This window comes from Paracoccus salsus (assembly GCF_021556615.1).
GTDB lineage: Bacteria > Pseudomonadota > Alphaproteobacteria > Rhodobacterales > Rhodobacteraceae > Paracoccus > Paracoccus salsus.
The window spans coordinates 96,541-114,594 of sequence record NZ_JAKGGD010000003.1 but is presented as its reverse complement, the minus strand read 5'-3'; the positions used below and the strand labels follow the sequence as shown (position 1 = coordinate 114,594).

Annotated in this window: 18 protein-coding genes; 10 read left to right on the top strand and 8 right to left on the bottom strand. The window is 65.5% G+C overall.

From position 1 onward, the window contains the following. Positions 1–72 precede the first annotated feature (72 nt). Positions 73–1,983: a DEAD/DEAH box helicase gene (locus L1965_RS07095; protein ID WP_235755732.1), complete on the bottom strand. Its 1,911-nt coding sequence runs from the start codon at positions 1,981–1,983 to the stop codon at positions 73–75. A 313-nt stretch (positions 1,984–2,296) separates the two neighbouring features. Here L1965_RS07095 and L1965_RS07090 point away from each other — a divergent pair, with 313 nt between their 5' ends. Next, complete coding sequence (locus L1965_RS07090) at positions 2,297–3,337, top strand: L-idonate 5-dehydrogenase (RefSeq protein ID WP_235755731.1); 1,041 nt, start codon at positions 2,297–2,299, stop codon at positions 3,335–3,337. Positions 3,338–3,417: 80 nt separating this feature from the next. Here the strand turns inward: L1965_RS07090 and L1965_RS07085 are convergent, their stop codons facing one another. Further along, complete coding sequence (locus tag L1965_RS07085) at positions 3,418–4,188, bottom strand: SDR family oxidoreductase (protein WP_235755730.1); 771 nt, start codon at positions 4,186–4,188, stop codon at positions 3,418–3,420. After that, positions 4,185–5,390 (bottom strand): mandelate racemase/muconate lactonizing enzyme family protein, encoded by a 1,206-nt coding sequence (locus L1965_RS07080; RefSeq protein ID WP_235755729.1) that lies wholly within the window; start codon positions 5,388–5,390, stop codon positions 4,185–4,187. Before L1965_RS07080 ends, L1965_RS07085 begins: the two co-directional genes overlap by 4 nt. A gap of 134 nt (positions 5,391–5,524) precedes the next feature. Between L1965_RS07080 and L1965_RS07075 the strand changes: the two genes are divergently transcribed. The 5 genes from L1965_RS07075 to L1965_RS07055 all read left to right on the top strand — a co-directional run bounded on the left by L1965_RS07075 (position 5,525) and on the right by L1965_RS07055 (position 9,889). Beyond that, a complete protein-coding gene (locus tag L1965_RS07075) occupies positions 5,525–6,280 on the top strand; it encodes a GntR family transcriptional regulator (protein ID WP_235755728.1) in 756 nt (251 codons plus the stop codon). An 84-nt stretch (positions 6,281–6,364) separates the two neighbouring features. Next, complete coding sequence (locus L1965_RS07070; protein WP_235755727.1) at positions 6,365–7,372, top strand: TRAP transporter substrate-binding protein; 1,008 nt, start codon at positions 6,365–6,367, stop codon at positions 7,370–7,372. Between the two features lie 64 nt (positions 7,373–7,436). After that, positions 7,437–8,009: a TRAP transporter small permease subunit gene (locus tag L1965_RS07065; RefSeq protein ID WP_439332063.1), complete on the top strand. Its 573-nt coding sequence runs from the start codon at positions 7,437–7,439 to the stop codon at positions 8,007–8,009. Between the two features lie 6 nt (positions 8,010–8,015). Beyond that, positions 8,016–9,335, top strand: coding sequence for a TRAP transporter large permease (locus L1965_RS07060; RefSeq protein WP_235755726.1), 1,320 nt, complete (start codon positions 8,016–8,018; stop codon positions 9,333–9,335). 41 nt (positions 9,336–9,376) lie between these two features. Further along, complete coding sequence (locus tag L1965_RS07055) at positions 9,377–9,889, top strand: gluconokinase (RefSeq protein ID WP_235755725.1); 513 nt, start codon at positions 9,377–9,379, stop codon at positions 9,887–9,889. 31 nt (positions 9,890–9,920) lie between these two features. Here the strand turns inward: L1965_RS07055 and L1965_RS07050 are convergent, their stop codons facing one another. The 3 genes from L1965_RS07050 to L1965_RS07040 form a co-directional block, all read right to left on the bottom strand. Further along, complete coding sequence (locus tag L1965_RS07050) at positions 9,921–10,418, bottom strand: dihydrofolate reductase (protein WP_235755724.1); 498 nt, start codon at positions 10,416–10,418, stop codon at positions 9,921–9,923. Then, entirely contained in the window at positions 10,418–11,224 is an 807-nt protein-coding gene (locus tag L1965_RS07045; RefSeq protein ID WP_235755723.1) for a thymidylate synthase, read from the bottom strand. Before L1965_RS07045 ends, L1965_RS07050 begins: the two co-directional genes overlap by 1 nt. Before the next feature lie 75 nt (positions 11,225–11,299). Continuing rightward, positions 11,300–12,853 (bottom strand): M10 family metallopeptidase, encoded by a 1,554-nt coding sequence (locus L1965_RS07040; RefSeq protein ID WP_235755722.1) that lies wholly within the window; start codon positions 12,851–12,853, stop codon positions 11,300–11,302. Positions 12,854–13,074: 221 nt separating this feature from the next. Between L1965_RS07040 and rfbC the strand changes: the two genes are divergently transcribed. The 4 genes from rfbC to rfbA are packed head-to-tail and all read left to right on the top strand — an operon-like array spanning position 13,075 to position 16,404. Beyond that, entirely contained in the window at positions 13,075–13,635 is a 561-nt protein-coding gene (gene rfbC / locus L1965_RS07035; protein ID WP_235755721.1) for a dTDP-4-dehydrorhamnose 3,5-epimerase, read from the top strand. Beyond that, positions 13,632–14,669 carry a dTDP-glucose 4,6-dehydratase gene (rfbB, locus tag L1965_RS07030; RefSeq protein ID WP_235755720.1) on the top strand — a complete coding sequence of 346 codons (1,038 nt, stop codon included), beginning with the start codon at positions 13,632–13,634 and terminating at the stop codon, positions 14,667–14,669. Before rfbC ends, rfbB begins: the two co-directional genes overlap by 4 nt. Next, positions 14,669–15,526, top strand: a complete 858-nt coding sequence (gene rfbD / locus L1965_RS07025; protein ID WP_235756123.1) for a dTDP-4-dehydrorhamnose reductase — start codon at positions 14,669–14,671, stop codon at positions 15,524–15,526. Before rfbB ends, rfbD begins: the two co-directional genes overlap by 1 nt. Next, positions 15,523–16,404, top strand: a complete 882-nt coding sequence (gene rfbA / locus L1965_RS07020) for a glucose-1-phosphate thymidylyltransferase RfbA (RefSeq protein ID WP_235755719.1) — start codon at positions 15,523–15,525, stop codon at positions 16,402–16,404. The genes rfbD and rfbA overlap by 4 nt, the downstream gene beginning before the upstream one ends. Here the strand turns inward: rfbA and L1965_RS07015 are convergent. Next, positions 16,371–17,402, bottom strand: a complete 1,032-nt coding sequence (locus tag L1965_RS07015) for a glycosyltransferase family 2 protein (protein WP_235755718.1) — start codon at positions 17,400–17,402, stop codon at positions 16,371–16,373. The genes rfbA and L1965_RS07015 overlap by 34 nt on opposite strands. 90 nt (positions 17,403–17,492) lie before the next feature. Then, positions 17,493–18,047 (bottom strand): hypothetical protein, encoded by a 555-nt coding sequence (locus L1965_RS07010; RefSeq protein WP_235755717.1) that lies wholly within the window; start codon positions 18,045–18,047, stop codon positions 17,493–17,495. Positions 18,048–18,054: the final 7 nt, after the last annotated feature.

The window sequence follows — 18,054 nt, the reverse complement described above, 5'->3', positions numbered from 1 at the left end:
ACCCTGTGCCGGCGCGCCGCGCGTCACGGGCGGGCCCGGGCGCGCCGCGGCGGCGCCCGATGCCTTGCCGGCTCAGCGTTTTCCGGGCTTCGCCGGTTTCTGACCGCTTTTCTGGGGTGGCGAGGATTTGCGGGCACCGGCCTCACCGGGCTTGCCCGGCTTGGCCTTGCCCGGTTTGGTGTTGCCCGGCTTGGTCTTGAACGACTTGCCGGGCGCAAGGTCGTGCTTTGCGTATTTGGCCTTCGGCTTGGGCTTGGGCCGCGCTTGTTCGTCTGGCGCGAACGGCACGGGTTCGGTCCGCTCATCGGGGGTCCAGCCCGCGCGCGGCGGCCTGGCGGCGGACGTCCCTTCGCCGCGCGCAGGCCGGGGCCTGTCCGCATCCGGACGGGGCTTGCGGTCAGGCCGGGAAAAATCGGGCATGCCCTCAAGGGCACGGACCCGGATGCCGTCGGCCAGCGCCCAGTCCGGCGCCAGGGCCGAAGTGAACCGCGCCACGCTTGATTCGGCGATCTCGACGAACGTTTCGTCCTGTTGCACGCGGATGGCCCCGATCGCGGCGCCTTCAAGATCCGCGCTGCGGCGAAGCAGCGGCAGCAGCCAGCGGGCTTCGGCCTGGCCGGCGCGCCCGACCGAAAGCGAGAACCAGCGGCTGGGGCCGAACTCGGCGCGGTCGCGTCCGGGCGCTGTGTCCGGTGACAGCAACTCCTCTGGCGCCGCGTGGCGGGATCGGTGCAGACGCAGAAAAGCGGCCGCGACCGCCTCGGGGCCGTGGCGGGCCAGCAGCTTGCCGGCGAATACGGCCTGCTCCTCCGTGATCGGCTCGCGCCATTCCGGGTCGTTCAGCAGTCGTTCCTCATCGCGCGCCAGGATCTCGTCGGCCGAGGGCGGCACCGTCCATTCGGCGTTGATCTTGCCGAATTGCAGCAACCGCTCGGCCCGCTTGAGCATCTTGGGCGGCACGATCAGCGCAGAAATTCCCTTGCGCCCGGCGCGACCCGTGCGGCCCGAGCGGTGCAGCAGGCTTTCGGGATTGGTCGGGATGTCGGCGTGGATGACCAGCGTCAGATTGGGCAGGTCGATCCCGCGCGCGGCCACATCGGTGGCCACGCAGACACGCGCCCGTCCGTCGCGCATCGCCTGCAGCGCGTGGCTTCGCTCGGACTGGCTCAGCTCTCCCGACAACGTCACCACCTGCAGGCCGCGATTGGTCAGGCGGGCGCCGAGATGGTTCACGGTCGCGCGCGTATTGGCGAAGACGATCGCGCTTTGATCGTCGTGAAAGCGCAGCAGGTTGAAGATGGCATGATCGCTGTCCGAGGGCGCCACGCGCAGCGCCTTGTAGGCGATGTCGGCATGCGGTTCGGACTTGTTGACCGTATTGATTCGACGGGCATCGCGCTGGAACTGCGCGGCCAGCTTGGCGATCATCGGCGAGACGGTGGCCGAGAACATCAGGGTCCGGCGTTCGGCGGGGGCCGCGCCCAGGATGAATTCCAGATCTTCGCGGAAGCCCAGATCCAGCATCTCGTCCGCCTCGTCCAGCACGATGGCGCGGACATCGCCCAGATCCAGCGAACCACGCCGGATGTGGTCGCAGAGCCGTCCCGGCGTTCCGACAACCAGATGAACCCCGCGCTCCAGCACCCGCCGTTCCTGGCGCATGTCCATGCCCCCCACACACGAGGTCACCACCGCGCCGGTGCGCGCATAAAGCCAGCGCAGTTCCTGCATCACCTGGAACGCCAGTTCGCGCGTCGGTGCGACGATCAGGCCAAGCGGGGTTGCTGCGGGGCCAAAGCCTTCGGCCTCGCCCATCAGCGTCGGCGCGATGGCCAGGCCGAAGCCCACGGTCTTGCCCGACCCGGTCTGCGCCGAAACCAGCAGGTCGGCATCGGCGACGTCGGGCGCGGTGACGGCCTGCTGCACGGGTGTGAGAATGTCGAAGCCGCGCTCGGCAAGCGCCTCGGAAAGGGGTGTGATCATGGTATCCAGGATTGAATCGTTCGCAGCGATGGCCGCCCGACAGGCGGCCGGGCGAAGGGGAAGCCGCCTCTGTAAAGAAGCCCGCGGCAGAAGTATATCGCCAATTGTCCCGCCGGCGCGTCGCCGCTGCGTCCACCTGTCGGTCAGGTTGATTGTTCATCACATGGCCGAACACGGTTTTCGTTTGGCGGGAATCGAGGCAAGCTGACGGGGCGCTCTGGATCCAGGCGACGGTGCTGGTGTCGCGTCCCCGCTGCGGCGGCCCGTCACGGCACCTTCCCGACTGGCTTCATCCCATCCGTGGACATTGCCGATGACCGATATTGCCTGCCGCCTTCACGCCGCCCGGGATCTGCGTCTCGAGACGCTGACCGCCCCGCAGATCGCGCCCGACACGGCGCTGATCCGTCTGCTGCGTGGCGGCATTTGCGGGTCCGACCTGCATTATTATCACAATGGCGGCTTCGGACCCATCCGGGTGCGGGAACCGATCATTCTCGGCCACGAGGCTGCCGGCGTCGTCGAGGCCGCGCCGGAAGGGTCGGGCCTGAGCGTGGGCCAACTGGTCGCGCTGTCACCCTCGCGGCCCTGCGGATGTTGCAAATTCTGCCGGGACGGGCAGCAGCGGCACTGCCTCGACATGCGCTTCAACGGATCGGCGATGCGGATCCCGCATGAGCAGGGATTGTTTCGCAGCCGCGTCGCCCATCCGGTCGCGCAATGCCTGCCGCTGCCCCAAGGCGTGGGCGCCGGCGCCGCAGCGCTGGCCGAGCCCCTGGCCGTCTGCCTTCACGCGATTTCCATGGCCCCGGACCTTGCGGGTCGGCGGGTGCTGATCACCGGGGCCGGTCCGATCGGCGCGATCTGTGTTGCCCTGGCCCGTCTGCGCCACGCCGCCCAGATCATCGTGACGGATGTTCATGACTTCACCCTGGGCATCGCAAAAAGGCTGGGCGCGGACCGTGCCGCAAACACCGCGCGTGATCCCGCAATGCTTGGCGAATACGCGACAGGCAAGGGATGCATCGACGTGGCGCTGGAATGTTCGGCGAATCCCGCCGCCATCGCCCAGGCGATCGACCTTCTGCGACCGCAGGGCACGCTGGTGCAGGTCGGTGTGGGCGGACAGGTGCCGGTGCCGCTGAACCTGATCGTCGCCAAGGAGCTGCGCCTGGTCGGCACGCATCGCTTTGACCGTGAGTTCGCCGAAGCGGTGGAGATGATCGGGTCGGGGCGGGTCGACCTGTCGCCGATGGTCACGCAGGTCATCGCGGCGCGCGACGCCATCGGGGCCTTCGATCTGGCTGGCGACCGGTCGAGGGCGGTCAAGGTGCAGCTGGATTTCTCGGCCTGAGCGCTGGCCGCGCGAAGGCGTTCACGCATCGCGCCGAACGGTGGCAAAAAGTCGGCGTGCCGGCCTCGCGCCACGGCGTGTCACAGGACAGAGATCATCCCGCCATCGACGAAGATCAGCTGGCCGCTGACATAGCTGGATGCGTCGGATGCCAGATAGACCGCCGTGCCCACCAATTCGTCCGGGCGACCCCAGCGACCGGCCGGCGTGCGCCCCTTGACCCATGCGTCAAACTGGGGGTCCGAAGTCAGCGCCGCGTTCATCTCGGTCAGCATGTAGCCCGGCCCGATGGCATTCGCCTGAATTCCGTGCGGTGTCCATTCTGCGGCCATGCCCTTGGTCAGCAGCCGGATACCACCCTTGGCGACGGTGTAGGGGATGACCGTGGCGCGGGCCAGTTCGCTGGTCAGCGAACCGATATTGATGACCTTCCCGTGACCGCGCGGGATCATCCGTCTGGCCGCTTCTCGCCCCATCAGGAAGGCGCTGGTCAGATTGGTGTCGATGACGCGCTGCCAATCGGCCAGCGACAGTTCCACCATCGGCTGGCGATGCTGGATGCCTGCATTGTTCACGAGGATGTCGATTTCAATGCCTTCGGCGTCGAGATCGCGGAACAGCGCCTCGACGGCGGCCTCGTCGGTCACATCGAAGGCGGCGGCCCGGACCGTCAGCCCGGCGTCGCGCATGTCCTGCGCGGCGGCCCGGGTCTTTTCGGGGTCGCGGCCATTGATGACCAGCGCGGCCCCTGCGGCGCCGAGCCCCAGGGCGATGGCGCGGCCCAGCCCGCGCGTCGATCCGGTGATCAGGGCGGTGCGGCCGGTCAGGTCGAACAGGTTCTTGGTCGTCATGGCGCCAACTCCGATTTGCGGACGGTCAGGTCGCTGCGCTCGTAGACCGAGGGCAGCAGGTCGGTGCCCAGGCCCGGTCCCTCCATCGGCAGGGCATGGCCGTCACGGATCACCGGCATTTCGGTGACCAGTTCGCGATACCAGCCGTCATAGAAGGCGCGAACCGCCTCCTGGATCAGCGTGTTCGGCTGGCTGAACGAGGCGTGGATCGCTGCCACGAAACCCACCGGGCCGGTGCAGTCATGCGGCGCGAAGGGCCGGTGATAGGTGTCGGCAAGGGCGGCGATCTTGCGTCCCTCGGTCAGTCCGCCGGTCCAGCACAGGTCGACCATCGCGACATGCAGCGCGCCGCGGTCCAGCATATCCTTGTAGGGAAAGCGCGATCCCAGTGTTTCGCTGGCGCAGACCCAGACATCGGTCGAAGCGGCGTATTCCTGCAGCGCCTGCGGGCTGTTCATGCGGATCGGGTCCTCATACCAGAAGGGGGCATAGGGCTCGAGCGCGCGGGCGATCTGTTTGGCCGCGGGCAGATTCCACAGCGAATGGAATTCCACCATGATGTCCATCCTGTCGCCGACCCGCTTGCGGATCCTTTCGAACGGCTCCAGCGCGGTGCGCATCTGGTCGGCAGTGATGAACATCCCGCGGTTTTCCTGCGCCGGCGGATCGAAGGGCCAGATCTTCATCGCCGTGATCCCGGTTTCCAGCAGGTTTTCGGCCAGCGCACCAGCATCGGTCATGAAGGCGCTCAGATCTTCGTAAGGGCCCTCGGCGCTGCCGATATTCCAGCTGTCGACGGGGCGGATATTGCCGCTGCGGACATAACCATAGCCCGCGCAGGTATTGTAGATCCGCAGCCTGTCGCAATTCAGCCCGCCCAGCAGGTTGTGAACCGGCTGGCCGGTGATCTTGCCGAACAGATCCCACAGCGCGATGTCGATGGCCGAGGCTGCCCGGTATTCCACCCCGGTCGAGCTTTGCGCCATCGGAAGATCGACCATCGCCCGGTTCAGCGCCTCGATTCGGGTCGGGTCCTTGCCCAGCAGGCGGACGGCCAGCGTATTGTGGATATGCGCCTCGACGGCCTCGGCGCCATAGAAGGTCTCGCCCAGACCGATGCTGCCCTGGTCGGTGTGCAGCCTGACCCACAGCACATTCGAGAATTCCCCGGTCCGCAGCGTCTCTATCGCGGTGATCTTCACATCGTCCCTCCCCTTGGCGACCCGGCGGGAATCGCGTTGACTTGACAGATATGATGTGAAATATCAGAGAACATCAATAGACGAGGGGCGTTGTGGCGCAAGCCGGCAGATCATCGCAGACGGCAGGGCAGCAGGTGGATGACCTGTCCGGCGATCCCGTCGAGCCGCCGCTGATGCCCGTGACCGGTGACCTGACCAGCGCCGCCTATGAGCGCATCGAAGAACTGTTCATCTCGATGCGACTGCACCCCGGCTCGACCTTGCGCACGCAGGATTTGCAGGCGCTGACCGGGCTGGGCCGGACGCCGGTGCATCAGGCCGTGCGACGGCTGGCCGCAGAAACGCTGCTGGATGTGCAGCCGCGCAACGGGCTTCGTGTTTCCCCGATCGACCTCGCGCGCGAAAGGCGTCTCGCGGATTTGCGCCGCGACATGGATCGCTTCGTGATCGGCGCGGTCATCGCGAACATGGCGGGCAACGAACGGGCCCGGCTTTTCCACATCATGCGCCGTCTTGAGAATGAACGCCCGACGATCACGCTGGATCAGTTCAACGTGCTGGACAAGGCTTTCGACATCTTGATGATCCAGGCCTCGGGCGAACGGTTCCTGGACCGCTGCCTGCGGCCGCTCAAGGCGCTGGGACGGCGCGCGGGCTACCTGGATATCAGCAAGGTCAGCGGCCAGCAGGGACTGGACGAAACCGTAGATCACCATCTTGCGATCATGCAGGCGGTGCTGGATGGTGATGCGGCGCGCGCGCGCGCGATGTCGGATCAGCTGGTCGCGTTCGGCTTGCTGATGCTGGACCGGCTGGAACGCAATATCGATCCGGCGCTGCTGGATGTCAGCTTCGGCCTCGATCGAGGCCAGGAAGGACGGGCCAGATAGCCCGCAACCGGCATGACAACGCCACGCATGGCGGGGGCATGCCCACTAAAAGTCACGAATCTGACGGTCAAAGGGAGGACCCCAATGAGATTGATTCACGCGGCCACGATGGCCCTTATCCTGACGGCCACGGCCGGCACGGCGCAGGACTACAGCTTCAAGTTCCAGTCCTCGGACCCGGCGGGGAACCCGAATTTCGAGTTCCAGAAAGCCTGGACCGAGTCCGTCGCCGAGAAATCGGGTGGCAGGATCGAGATCGAGTTGCTGCCGGTCGGCTCGGTGGTGGAATACAACGAGACGCTGGACGCGGTCGCGGCGGGCATCCTGGACGGCCAGATCTGCGACAGCTCCTACTGGGCAGGCAAGGACCCGGCCTTCGGTCTGATCTCGAACCCGGTCGGCGCGTGGTCTTCGCCCGAGCAGATGATCGACTTCGTCGAGAACGGCGGCGGCAAGGAACTGATGCAGGAACTGCTGGGCAGCTATGGCCTGCATTTCATCGGTGTCACGACGCCGGGGCTTGAGGCCTTTGTGTCGCGCGTGCCGCTGGACGGCGTGGAAGATCTGAAAGGCGTCAAGGTCCGCACGCCGGAAGGTCCGATTGCCAATGTCTTCGCCGCGGCCGGCGCCGCGCCGGTGAACCTGCCATCCTCCGAGGTGTTCACCTCGATCGACAAGGGTGTCGTCGATGCAGCCGACTACTCGGTGTTCTCGGTCAACCAGCAGCAGGGGCTTAACGACGTCGCGCCGCACCCGGTCTATCCGGGCTTTCATTCGCTGCCGCTGGTCGAGGTATCGATGAACAGTGCCAGATGGGATGCGCTGCCCGACGATCTGAAGGCGATGATGGAAGAGACCGTGAAGGAGTTCCAGCTGAACCAGCTGAGCGGCCTGCGTGAGGCCGACGAGGCTGCCCTCGCCGAAGCCGAGGCCGATCCCGAGATCACCGTCCATGACTGGTCGGATGAAGAGCGCGCCAAGTTCCGTGCGCTTGGCGTCGCCGAGTGGGAAAAACTCGCCAGCCAGTCGCCGATGGCACAGAAGGTCTTTGACACCCTGACCAGCTATCTGCGCGACAAGGGCATGCTGTAAGCGCCGAACGCGAGCCGTCCCCGTTCGTCGGGGGCGGTCCTTCATGTTCCGGGAGGATCATCGCATGACCGCCGATCACCGCGATGTCGAGATCGACCTGGCCGCCACCAGCGAGGGTGTCGGCCGCATCCCCGCAGAGGCCGGGCTGATGGGGCGGGCCGTGGATCGCGTGGCCTTTGTCTTTGCTGCCGGGATCGTCGCCGCCGCCGCCATCCTGCTGGTCGAGGTGTTCCTGCGCTATGTGCTGAATCGCCCGACGATCTGGGCGCACGAGATGACCGTGTTCCTGTGCGGTCTGGCGTTCACCTTTGGCGGTCTCTACTGCACCTGCCGCAACAGCCATATCAGGGTCGTGATTGTCTACGACTACCTGCCGGCGGGATTGCGCCGCGTCTTCGACATCGTGATTTCGATAAGCTGCGCCATCGCTTCCGGCTTTTTCGCCTATGCGGCCTGGCACATGGTGACGCGCGCAGTCTGGACCCCCTCGGGCGTGATCCGGCTGGAAACCACCGGCAGCGCCTGGAGTCCTCCGACCCCGGCGCTGATCAAGATCTTCATCTTCCTCATCATGGTCCTGCTGGTCGTGCAGTTCCTGGTCCTTGCCCTGAACTACGCCCGCCGGGTGAAAGGATAGCGCCCGATGCTCGATATCGGCTTCAACCTGCAGGCGCTGGGCATCGAGTGGGGCACGGCGGTCATGTTCGGTATGCTGATCGCGCTTTTGCTGACCGGGATGCCGCTTGCCTTCGTGACGCTGCTGGTCGCGCTGGTCTTTGCACTGGGGTGGTTTGGCCCGATGTCGATCCCGCTGATCACCAGCCGGGTCTATTCCTTCGTGACGAACTTCGTGTTCGTGTCGGTGCCGATGTTCGTCCTGATGGCGGCGATCCTCGACCGATCCGGCATCGCACGCGATCTGTTCGACGCGATGAAGCTGTTCGCTGGCCGCGTCCGTGGCAGTGTCGCGATCCAGACCGTCTTCGTCGCGGTCATCCTGGCCGCAATGTCCGGCATCATCGGCGGCGAGATCGTGCTGCTGGGCCTGCTGGCGCTGCCGCAGATGCTGCGCCTGGGCTATGACCGCAAGCTTGCCATCGGCGTCGTGTGCGCGGGGGGCGCGCTTGGGACGATGATCCCGCCCTCGATCGTCCTGATCATCTACGGGCTGACCGCCAATGTCTCGATCGGGGAGCTGTTCACCGCATCCTTTCTGCCCGGCCTCATGCTGGCGGGTTTCTATTGCGCCTATATCCTGGCGCGTGCCTATCTGACGCCTGGTGCGGTGCCCGATATCGACCCGGTATCGGTCCCGCGCGCCGAAAAACTGCGGCTGATGAAGGGGCTGGCGCTGCCGATCCTGGTGGTGGTGGCGGTGCTTGGCTCGATCTATGGCGGCATCGCCTCGGTGACCGAAGCCTCGGCCATCGGCGTCGGCGGCGTGCTGCTTGCGACGGTCCTGCGCGGCGAATTCAGCTATGCCCTGCTGCGCGGCGCGGCCATGCAGACGCTGGCGACAGTCGGCATGATCGTCTGGATCGGCATCGGCGCGACCGCGATCGTGGGCGTCTACAACCTGATGGGCGGCGTCGATTTCGTGTCCGAGATGATCACCGGCATTTCCGACAACCCGACGGTGATCGTGCTGTTCATGATGCTGATCCTGTTCTTCCTGGGCGCCTTTCTGGACTGGGTCGGCATCGCGTTGCTGACCATGCCGATTTTCGTGCCCATCATCCGCGATCTGGGAATGGACCCGGTCTGGTTCGGCGTCCTGTTCTGCATGAACATGCAGATCAGCTTTCTGTCGCCACCCTTCGGTCCGGCAGCCTTCTACCTGAAATCGGTGGCCCCGCCCGAGATATCACTGGGAGAGATTTTCCGGGCGCTGTTGCCGTTCATCGCGCTGCAAGTCCTTGGTGTGGCGCTGCTGATCGTGTTTCCGGGCATCACCGGCCGCTGACGGCCGATGTCGGCGCCCCGCCCAAGCCGGAGTCCTGGACCTTGGAACCTGACCATCCCGCCCCGATCTGCGTTCTTGTCATGGGACCAAGCGGTGTTGGAAAATCCACCGTCGCGGCGGCGCTGGCAGAATGTCTGGGCGCCGCCTTCATCGAGGGCGACGATTACCATCCGCCCGAGAACCGCGCCGCGATGGCGGCCGGCAGGCCTCTGACCGACCAGATGCGTGCGCCGTGGCTTGACGCCCTGGCGGCGGCGGTGGCGCGATCGGTCCGGTCGCGCGATACGGTTTTCAGCTGTTCGGCGCTGCGGCGCAGCTATCGCGACCGGCTGCGCCGGCGCATCGGCCCCGTGCGGATCATCCACCTGACGGCGCCCCCTGACCTGATCCGCCAGCGCATGCAGGCGCGACAGCATTTCATGCCGCCTGGAATGCTGGATTCGCAGATCGCGACGCTTGAGGTCCCGACCCCCGATGAGGCCGCGATCACGATCGACGTGACATCCGAGCCGAAGGAAACGGTCCGCAAGGCGGTCCGGGCCCTGGGACGCTGACGGGCGCGTCGTGGCGCAGGGAATGCGCGACTCAGGCCACGCCAGAGCGCCGGAACTCGGTCAGTCGGCAGATCGGGTGCGATGCGCGAAGCAGGCGCTCATCGACGATGTCCCAGGCATCGGGGTCGAGCAGGGGAAAGAACGCGTCGGGGTTCTCGACCCGTGTCTCGACGGTGGAAAGCAGGATGCGATCGGCCATCGGCAGCATCTGGCCATAGATCTGGCTGCCCCCGATGCAGTAGATCCGCTGATACCCCGCCTCGCGCGCGACGCCGACCGCGTCATCCAGGGAACAGAAGACCGTGCCGGGCTGCGGTGTCCGGGGCTGCCGGGTCATCACGACGTTCAGGCGTCCGGGCAGGGGTTTGCGCGGCAGGCTGTCCCAGGTCTTGCGGCCCATCAGGACGGCGCCGCCGGTCGTTTCCTGCTTGAAGAACGCGAAATCCTCGGGGACGTGCCAGGGGATGGTGTTCTCGCGCCCGATGGCCCGGTTCAGGTCCTGCGCCGCGATCAAGGTCAGCCTGGCCATCAGACCGCCACCGGTGCCCTGATGGCGGGATGCGGGTCATAGCCCGCGATCACGAAATCCTCGAAGCGGAAATCCGTCAGTTCCGACACCGGCCGGTCGATCCGAAGCCGGGGCAGGTCGCGCGGCTGCCGCGTCAGCTGTTCGCGGACCTGGTCCATGTGGTTGGTGTAGATATGGGCGTCTCCGATCGTGTGGATGAAATCGCCCGGTTGATAGCCGGCCACATGCGCGATCATGTGGGTCAGCAACGCATAGCTTGCAATGTTGAACGGCACCCCCAGAAACATGTCGCCCGACCGCTGATACAGCTGAAGATGCAGCTTGCCACCCAGAATGCGCACCTGCCACAGCGTATGGCAGGGCGGCAGCGCCATCCGGCTCATCTGCAGCGGGTTCCAGCCCGAGACGATCAGCCTGCGGCTGTCGGGCGTGGCGCGGATCGACTGCATCAGATTGTGGATCTGGTCCGCCTCGACCGGCGCCTCGCAGCCCGGCTCGGCCCCGAAGCGTCGCCACTGATGGCCATAGACCGGCCCCAGCTCGCCGTTTTCATCGGCCCATTCGTCCCAGATCGAGACGCCGTTTTCGTTGAGATAGCGGATATTGGTGTCACCGGACAGGAACCACAGCAATTCGTGGATGATCGAGCGCAGATGCAGTTTCTTGGTCGTGACCAGGGGAAAGCCCTGCGACAGGTCGAAACGCATCTGCATGCCGAAACGCGAGACCGTTCCCGTCCCGGTCCGGTCCGTCGAGGTCAGGCCATGATCCAGCACGCTGCGCAGGGCATCCAGATATTGTCTCACGATCCACTCCGCATTTGCCTTGGCACGATGGCAAATTGCTATATGGCCCGGCGCCTGCTGCCAAGCCGCTGCGGCTTACATCAGCAAGTCGTCGACACCGATCCCGGCATTGTTCAGCAGGACGAGATGAAGGTCGGACCGGCCGTCACCGTCCAGATCCGTGAACAGATGCGTCCGGTCGTTGCGATCGACAGCCCGAACCATGCCCTCGTCCAGGTCGCCCCGCCCGGTGACCAGCTGGTCCAGCCCCAACCTGCGCAGGTCCAGTAGGTCGCTGCCCGGGGTGAAGTCGGTGATCCGGTCAAGGTCGCGGCCCGATGTTTGGTCACCGCGACGGAAGACGAAGATGTCTTCGCCCGCCCCACCGGTCATCAGATCGTTTCCACGGCCGCCCCGCAGGATGTCGTTGCCGTCGCCCCCATGCAGGATGTCGTCGCCGTAGCCGCCCCAGATCGTGTCCGAGCCGGCATGGCCCCACAGGCGGTCCGCGCCCGAATTTCCCAGCAGACGGTCGTTGCCAGCCTGACCCGCCAGAGTGTCGTTGCCTCGTCCGCCCAACAACAGATCGCTGTTCGGCCCGCCATCAAGCCAGTCCGCGCCGTGGCCTCCGCGCAGCGTGTCTGCGCCAAGCTGGCCGAACAGCCGGTCGTTGCCTCCGCCGCCATGCAGAATGTCGTTTCCCTTCAATCCCTGCAACCGGTCCGCACCGCCGCCGCCATGCAGTCGGTTGTCGGCCTCATTGCCCAGCATCCGGTCGTTGCCTGCGCCGCTGCGGGCGTTCTCGATCACGGTGCCGTAGGCGATGCCAAGAGTTCCGACCCAGCCCAGCACATCCGAGAATGCGCCGGGCCGCAGGTCGATGCGCTGGTCCTGATCGGTGCGCGACAGGTTCAGCATGTCCCGACCGCCGGCGTCGAAGAGGGTCAGCATCACCGGTCGCCCGGTTGCGCCGCTGTCCAGCAGGGCGCCGAACTCCCCGTAGATCCCCTCGGCATTGCCGTCGAACCCATAGATATCGGCGCGTCTTTCCGTCGCGGGTTCCCCGTACAGACGATGCATCGCCAGGATGTCGGCGGGCATCGGTGTCAGCACATAGGCATCGTCAGCCGAGACGTTCGGATTCTCGCTGGGCGAGAAGTAGGACATGATCGACATCTGCCAGCTGTCCAGCGCGAAATTCCGATCGCCCCAGCTGGCCGAACCGTTGTAGTCGCCCGCATGTCCCAGCCCAAGCGCGTGGCCGATCTCGTGGATCCAGGTCTGGGTGTAATAGCTGACGGTCTGGGTGCCGTAGGCGTTCATCCAGTCGCGACCGACATTGACCACCGACGACAATCGCACACCGTCGCCCGAGGCGTAGCCGAAGGAATAGGCGCCGGTGTCGCTGTCGGTCAGTCGAATGTCGTGATCCTGGGCCGTGCCGGACAGGGCAAACCGCAGCCCCGTCACGCTGGTCCAGGCGTCCAGCGCGATGTCGACGATGCCGCGGTCCGCGCCGCGAGAGAAGTCCGGAAAGACCTTGAACACGTCTCCGCTGCGCTTCGCGAACGCGCTGGGGCCATAGCCGGCATCGGCGAAATAGCCCGTCGTCAGGTAATTGGCGATTCGGGATGCTTCGATGAATGACATTGGCGCGGATCCGGGAACTGGGTGCCATGTTTCTACAGCGATGGGCCATGCGACTCAATCTGCGGTGTCCGGGCCGAGACAATGCAAGTCATTAAAATGCCTCGCGCCCCTTTCTTCGGCCTCCCGCGTGTGGCTATCTCTCCGGATATGGCACAGCTTGCGTGACTCGGGCGGCAGGCTTGCCTATATGGTCGGGAAGTTCGTCGTAAACGGTTTCACAGATGCAGATTGAACAGACCGACCTAGCCGGTGTGCTGGTCATCACCCCGGATCGTCACGGCGATGAACGTGGCTTCTTTTCGGAAAGCTGGAACCGCCGCAGCCTTGCCGAGGCCGGGGTTCAGATGCCAGAATTCGTCCAGGACAATCATTCCCTCTCGCATCAGGCGGGCACGCTGCGTGGCCTTCATTATCAGGCGCCCCCGCATGCACAGGGCAAGCTGGTGCGCTGCGGCCGCGGGCGACTTTTCGATGTTGCCGTCGATGCGCGTCTTGGCAGCCCGACCTATGGGAACTGGGTCGGGGTCGAGCTGTCGTTCCAGAATGGCCGTCAGCTGTGGATTCCGCCAGGCTTCCTGCATGGATTTGTCACGCGCGAACCCGATACCGAGGTGGTCTACAAATGCACCGCGCATTACGACCGGGCCAGCGATGGCGCCGTTCGATGGGACAGCCTTGGCATTGACTGGAACGTGGCAGAGCCGGTCCTGTCGGGCAAGGACCGCGACGCCCCCGCTTTCGCGGACTGGACAACGCCTTTCAGATTCGAGGGCACGGCATGAAGATCCTTGTAACAGGCGGTGCGGGCTTCATCGGATCTGCGGTGGTCAGGCTGGCGGTCGCGCGCGGCCACCAGATCGTCAATCTGGACGCGCTGACCTATGCCGCCAATCTGGCCAATGTCGCGCCGGTGTCGGACAGCGATCTCTATCGCTTCGAGCATGTCGATATCCGCGACCGGCAGAAACTGGACCGCGTGTTCTCGCAGCACCGACCCGACGCGGTCATGCACCTGGCGGCGGAAAGCCACGTCGATCGGTCGATCGACGGCCCGGCCGCCTTCATCGAGACGAATGTCATCGGCACGTTCAACATGCTCGAGGCCGCGCGCGCCTGGTGGCAGCGGGAGGGACGGCCCGCCGGGTTCCGTTTTCACCATATCTCGACCGACGAGGTGTTCGGTTCACTGGGCGAGACCGGCCAGTTCACCGAGGACACGCCCTATGATCCGCGCAGTCCCTATTCGGCCAGCAAGGCCGGGTCCGACCACCTTGTGCGGGCCTGGCACGAAACCTATGGCCTGCCGGTGGTGATGACGAACTGCTCGAACAATTACGGGCCCTATCACTTCCCGGAAAAGCTGGTGCCGGTCGTCATCCTCAAGGCGCTGGCCGGCGAACCGATCCCCGTCTATGGCGATGGCGGCAATATCCGCGACTGGCTGTATGTCGAGGATCATGCGGATGCCCTGCTGCTGGTGCTGGAAAAGGGCCGCATCGGGCGCAGCTACAATATCGGCGGCGAGAACGAGGCGCGCAACATCGATCTCGTGCGTACGATCTGCGCGCATATGGACGATCTGAACGCCTCGGGCGCGCCGCATGACCGGCTGATCAGCTTCGTGACGGATCGGCCGGGCCATGATCGCCGCTATGCGATCGACCCGACGCGGATCCGCGACGAACTGGGCTGGCGTCCATCGGTCACGGTCGAAGAGGGGCTGCGGCGCACGGTCGAATGGTATCTGGCCAACCGCGACTGGTGGCAGCCACTGCTGACGCGCGATGGTGTGGGCAAGCGGCTGGGGACAGCATGATGGACGGGCTGCTGGTCTTTGGCCGGACTGGGCAGGTGGCGCAAGAGCTTGCGCTGCTTGCTCCTTCCGCGTGCTTTCTGGGCCGCGATCGGGCCGACCTGTCGGACCCCGAGGGTTGCGCTGCGGCGATACGCGCCGCACGACCCGGCATCATCATCAATGCCGCCGCCTACACGGCGGTGGACCGCGCGGAATCCGACGCCGATCTCGCGCGCATCGCCAATGCCGAAGCGCCTGCCGCGATGGCCCGGGCGGCGGCCGGGCTGGGCGTGCCATTCCTGCATATCTCGACCGATTACGTGTTCGATGGCAGCGGCGATGCGCCACGCGCCGAGGATGCCCCGACCGGCCCTCTCGGCGTCTACGGCGCAACCAAGCTGGCCGGCGAGCAGGCCGTCGCAGCAGCGGGCTGCCAATACGCCATCATGCGAACCTCGTGGGTCTTTTCCGCGCATGGCTCGAACTTCGTGAAAACCATGCTGCGTCTTGGCGCCGAGCGTAACGAGCTTGCCGTCGTGGCCGACCAGATCGGTGGGCCGACGCCGGCCGCGGATATCGCGGCGGCGCTGTTGTCGATGGGGCAGACGATGCTGTCCGATCGAACCCGTGGCGGCATCTATCATTTCACCGCCGCGCCGGACACCAGTTGGGCCGATTTCGCATCACGGATCTTCGCCGAGGCGGGCCTGACATGCCATGTCCGCCCGATCGCGACATCGGACTATCCGACGCCGGCAAGACGGCCGGCCAATTCGCGGCTGAATTGCGATGCGATTGCGCGCGATTTCGGCATCAGGCGCCCGGATTGGCGCAAGGGGCTGGCCGATGTGCTGGCAAGGCTGGAGCAGACGACATGATACAGCGCAAGGGCATCATCCTGGCCGGCGGTTCGGGGACACGGCTGTATCCCATCACCATGGGCGTGTCGAAGCAGCTGCTGCCGCTCTACGACAAGCCGATGATCTATTATCCGATCACCGTGCTCATGCTGGCAGGCATCCGCGAAATCGCGATCATCACCACGCCCGAGGATCAGACACAGTTCCAGCGGCTTCTCGGCGACGGTGGCCAGTGGGGGCTGCGCTTCGAATGGATCGTGCAGCCCTCGCCGGATGGGCTGGCCCAGGCCTATCTTCTGGCCGAGGATTTTCTGGCCGGCAGCCCGTCCGCCATGGTCCTGGGCGACAACATCTTCTTCGGCCACGGCTTGCCGCTGCTGATGAAGGCTGCCGATCAGCGGCCCGAGGGCGGCACCGTCTTCGGCTACCGGGTAGGCGATCCTGAACGCTATGGCGTCGTCGATTTCGACGCCGATGGCCGGGTGCGCGCGATCATCGAAAAACCCGCTCGACCGCCGTCGAATTATGCGGTGACCGGGCTTTACTTCCTTGACGGAACTGCACCGCGGCGCGCGGCGAACGTGAAGCCGTCCGAACGCGGCGAACTGGAAATCACAACGCTGCTGGAAAGCTATCTGGCAGACGACGCCCTCACGGTCGAAAAGATGGGTCGCGGTTTCGCCTGGCTTGACACCGGGACGCATGCCAGCCTGCTGGACGCGGGAAATTTCGTGCGGACTCTGGAAAACCGGCAGGGTCTTCAGACGGGCTGTCCCGAAGAAATCGCCTTCGAAGCGGGCTGGATCAGCGCCGAGGATCTGCGTGCGCGCGCAGCGAAATTCGCCAAGAACGATTACGGGACCTATCTTCTCGGGCTTCTTGGCGAGCGAGGCTGACGCAGCCGGCCCATCGTCGCGGCGGCGAGCAGCGCGGCCGTGCCCACGGTTGTGTGTCGATACAGGCCCAGTCCGCGCAGCCGCTGCGCCGCCAGCGGCCCGGGCAACCTCAGCGCGTCATGGAAAGCTTCCAGGATGGCCCTGTTCTCGGGGGTGAGCCGGTCTCGCATGGGCATCAATGCCGCCAGGTTGGCCCCGACCCAGTTGCCGTACTCGCCCGCGAACAGCTTGCCAAAGCGTGTCGCCATCGCCGCCGCGGTATCGTTGCGACCCATCACGCTGCGCCCGTGCTGGCGGTAGAAGAGTGCGGGCTGGGGGTCATGGATCAGCCGGGCGCCGGCGCCCGAGGTCAACTGGTAGGCCCACCAGTCATGAGATTCGACATCGGCAAGCCGTGCGGCGGGGACACCAGCCTTCAGCAACTCGGCAGCCTGTGCGTTGAACACCGAGGTGTTGCCGGCCATGCACGCCTGGACCAGCGCATTGCGAAAGCCGAAGGGGCGGGCGAAGCGCCGCGATCCGCCTGCCGGCCGAAGATCGCTCCGGGTGATGATCGTCCGTGCGGCGTAGTGTCCGGGGCCCTCGACCTCGGCAAGGGCGCGGACAGCACGCGCCAGCTTGTCCGAGAACCAGACATCGTCCTGATCGCAGAAGGCCAGCATCTCGCCGTCCGGCGCGTTCTCGACAAGATGCAGGAAATTCCGCGTCGCGCCCAGCCCCGGGCCAGTGACAAGCCGAACGCGACCGCGCGGATGGCGTTTCGCGAAACGGGTGACGATCGCCTGTGTGCCGTCGCTTGACCCATCATCCGAAACCAGCAGCCGCCAGTCCCGAAAACTCTGACTGGCGATGCTGTCAAGCTGCGCCTCAATGTATGCGGCGCCCTGATAGCTTGCCAGCAGGATCGTGACTTCGTTTCGGGCGAGGCGTCGCTTCAGGTTCGGGCCGGTGAGCGGAACCAGTATCTGCGGCGAGTGATGAATGGAAGCGTCCGACACGTTTGCGGTCCCTAGGCAACGACGCCACCTTCTGCAGCGCGACGCGCCAAAGCGCAATGGACCGACGCATAAGCACCGGTCCGGGCATTCTCACGTGCCCTGTCGTGCGATATCCTCGATCAGCACCGCGTTGACCGGCAAGCTTGTCGCGGCTTGCGCCGCAGCCAGAAGCCTTTCTCGCAGCGTGCGCATGCTTGCCTCGGATGTGAAATTCCGGTCGAAGCCGCCCGTGTTCGCATGGATCATCAACTGGCGCAGCAGCGCATCACGCAACCGATGTTCCTGCACTTTCATCGGCTCCAGCTTGTCGCTGGAGGTTTCCAAGCTGAGGGTCAGGATCATGATGGCGCCCATATCGCCGTTGCGCATCATCGGCACGAAGAACTGCGATGGAAACGTGAACCAGGCATCGCCCGCCGGTGCCTCTTTGCCATGACCGTCAGCCGCGGCGGCAGAGCCGCCACCGCCGCCTTTCTCGGACGCGGCATGTGTTTCGGTCGCGTCCCCTTCAGCGGGTTGCGCCTCGCCGTGCTCGGCTGAACTGGTGGCGGCATCGGCCGTCGTCGCCGGGCGCAGCATCTCTCCACCCGCGATGCCGGCAGTCAGCGCCGCGATGGGCAGGATCAGGGAAAGGATCTTCTTCATGTGGCGC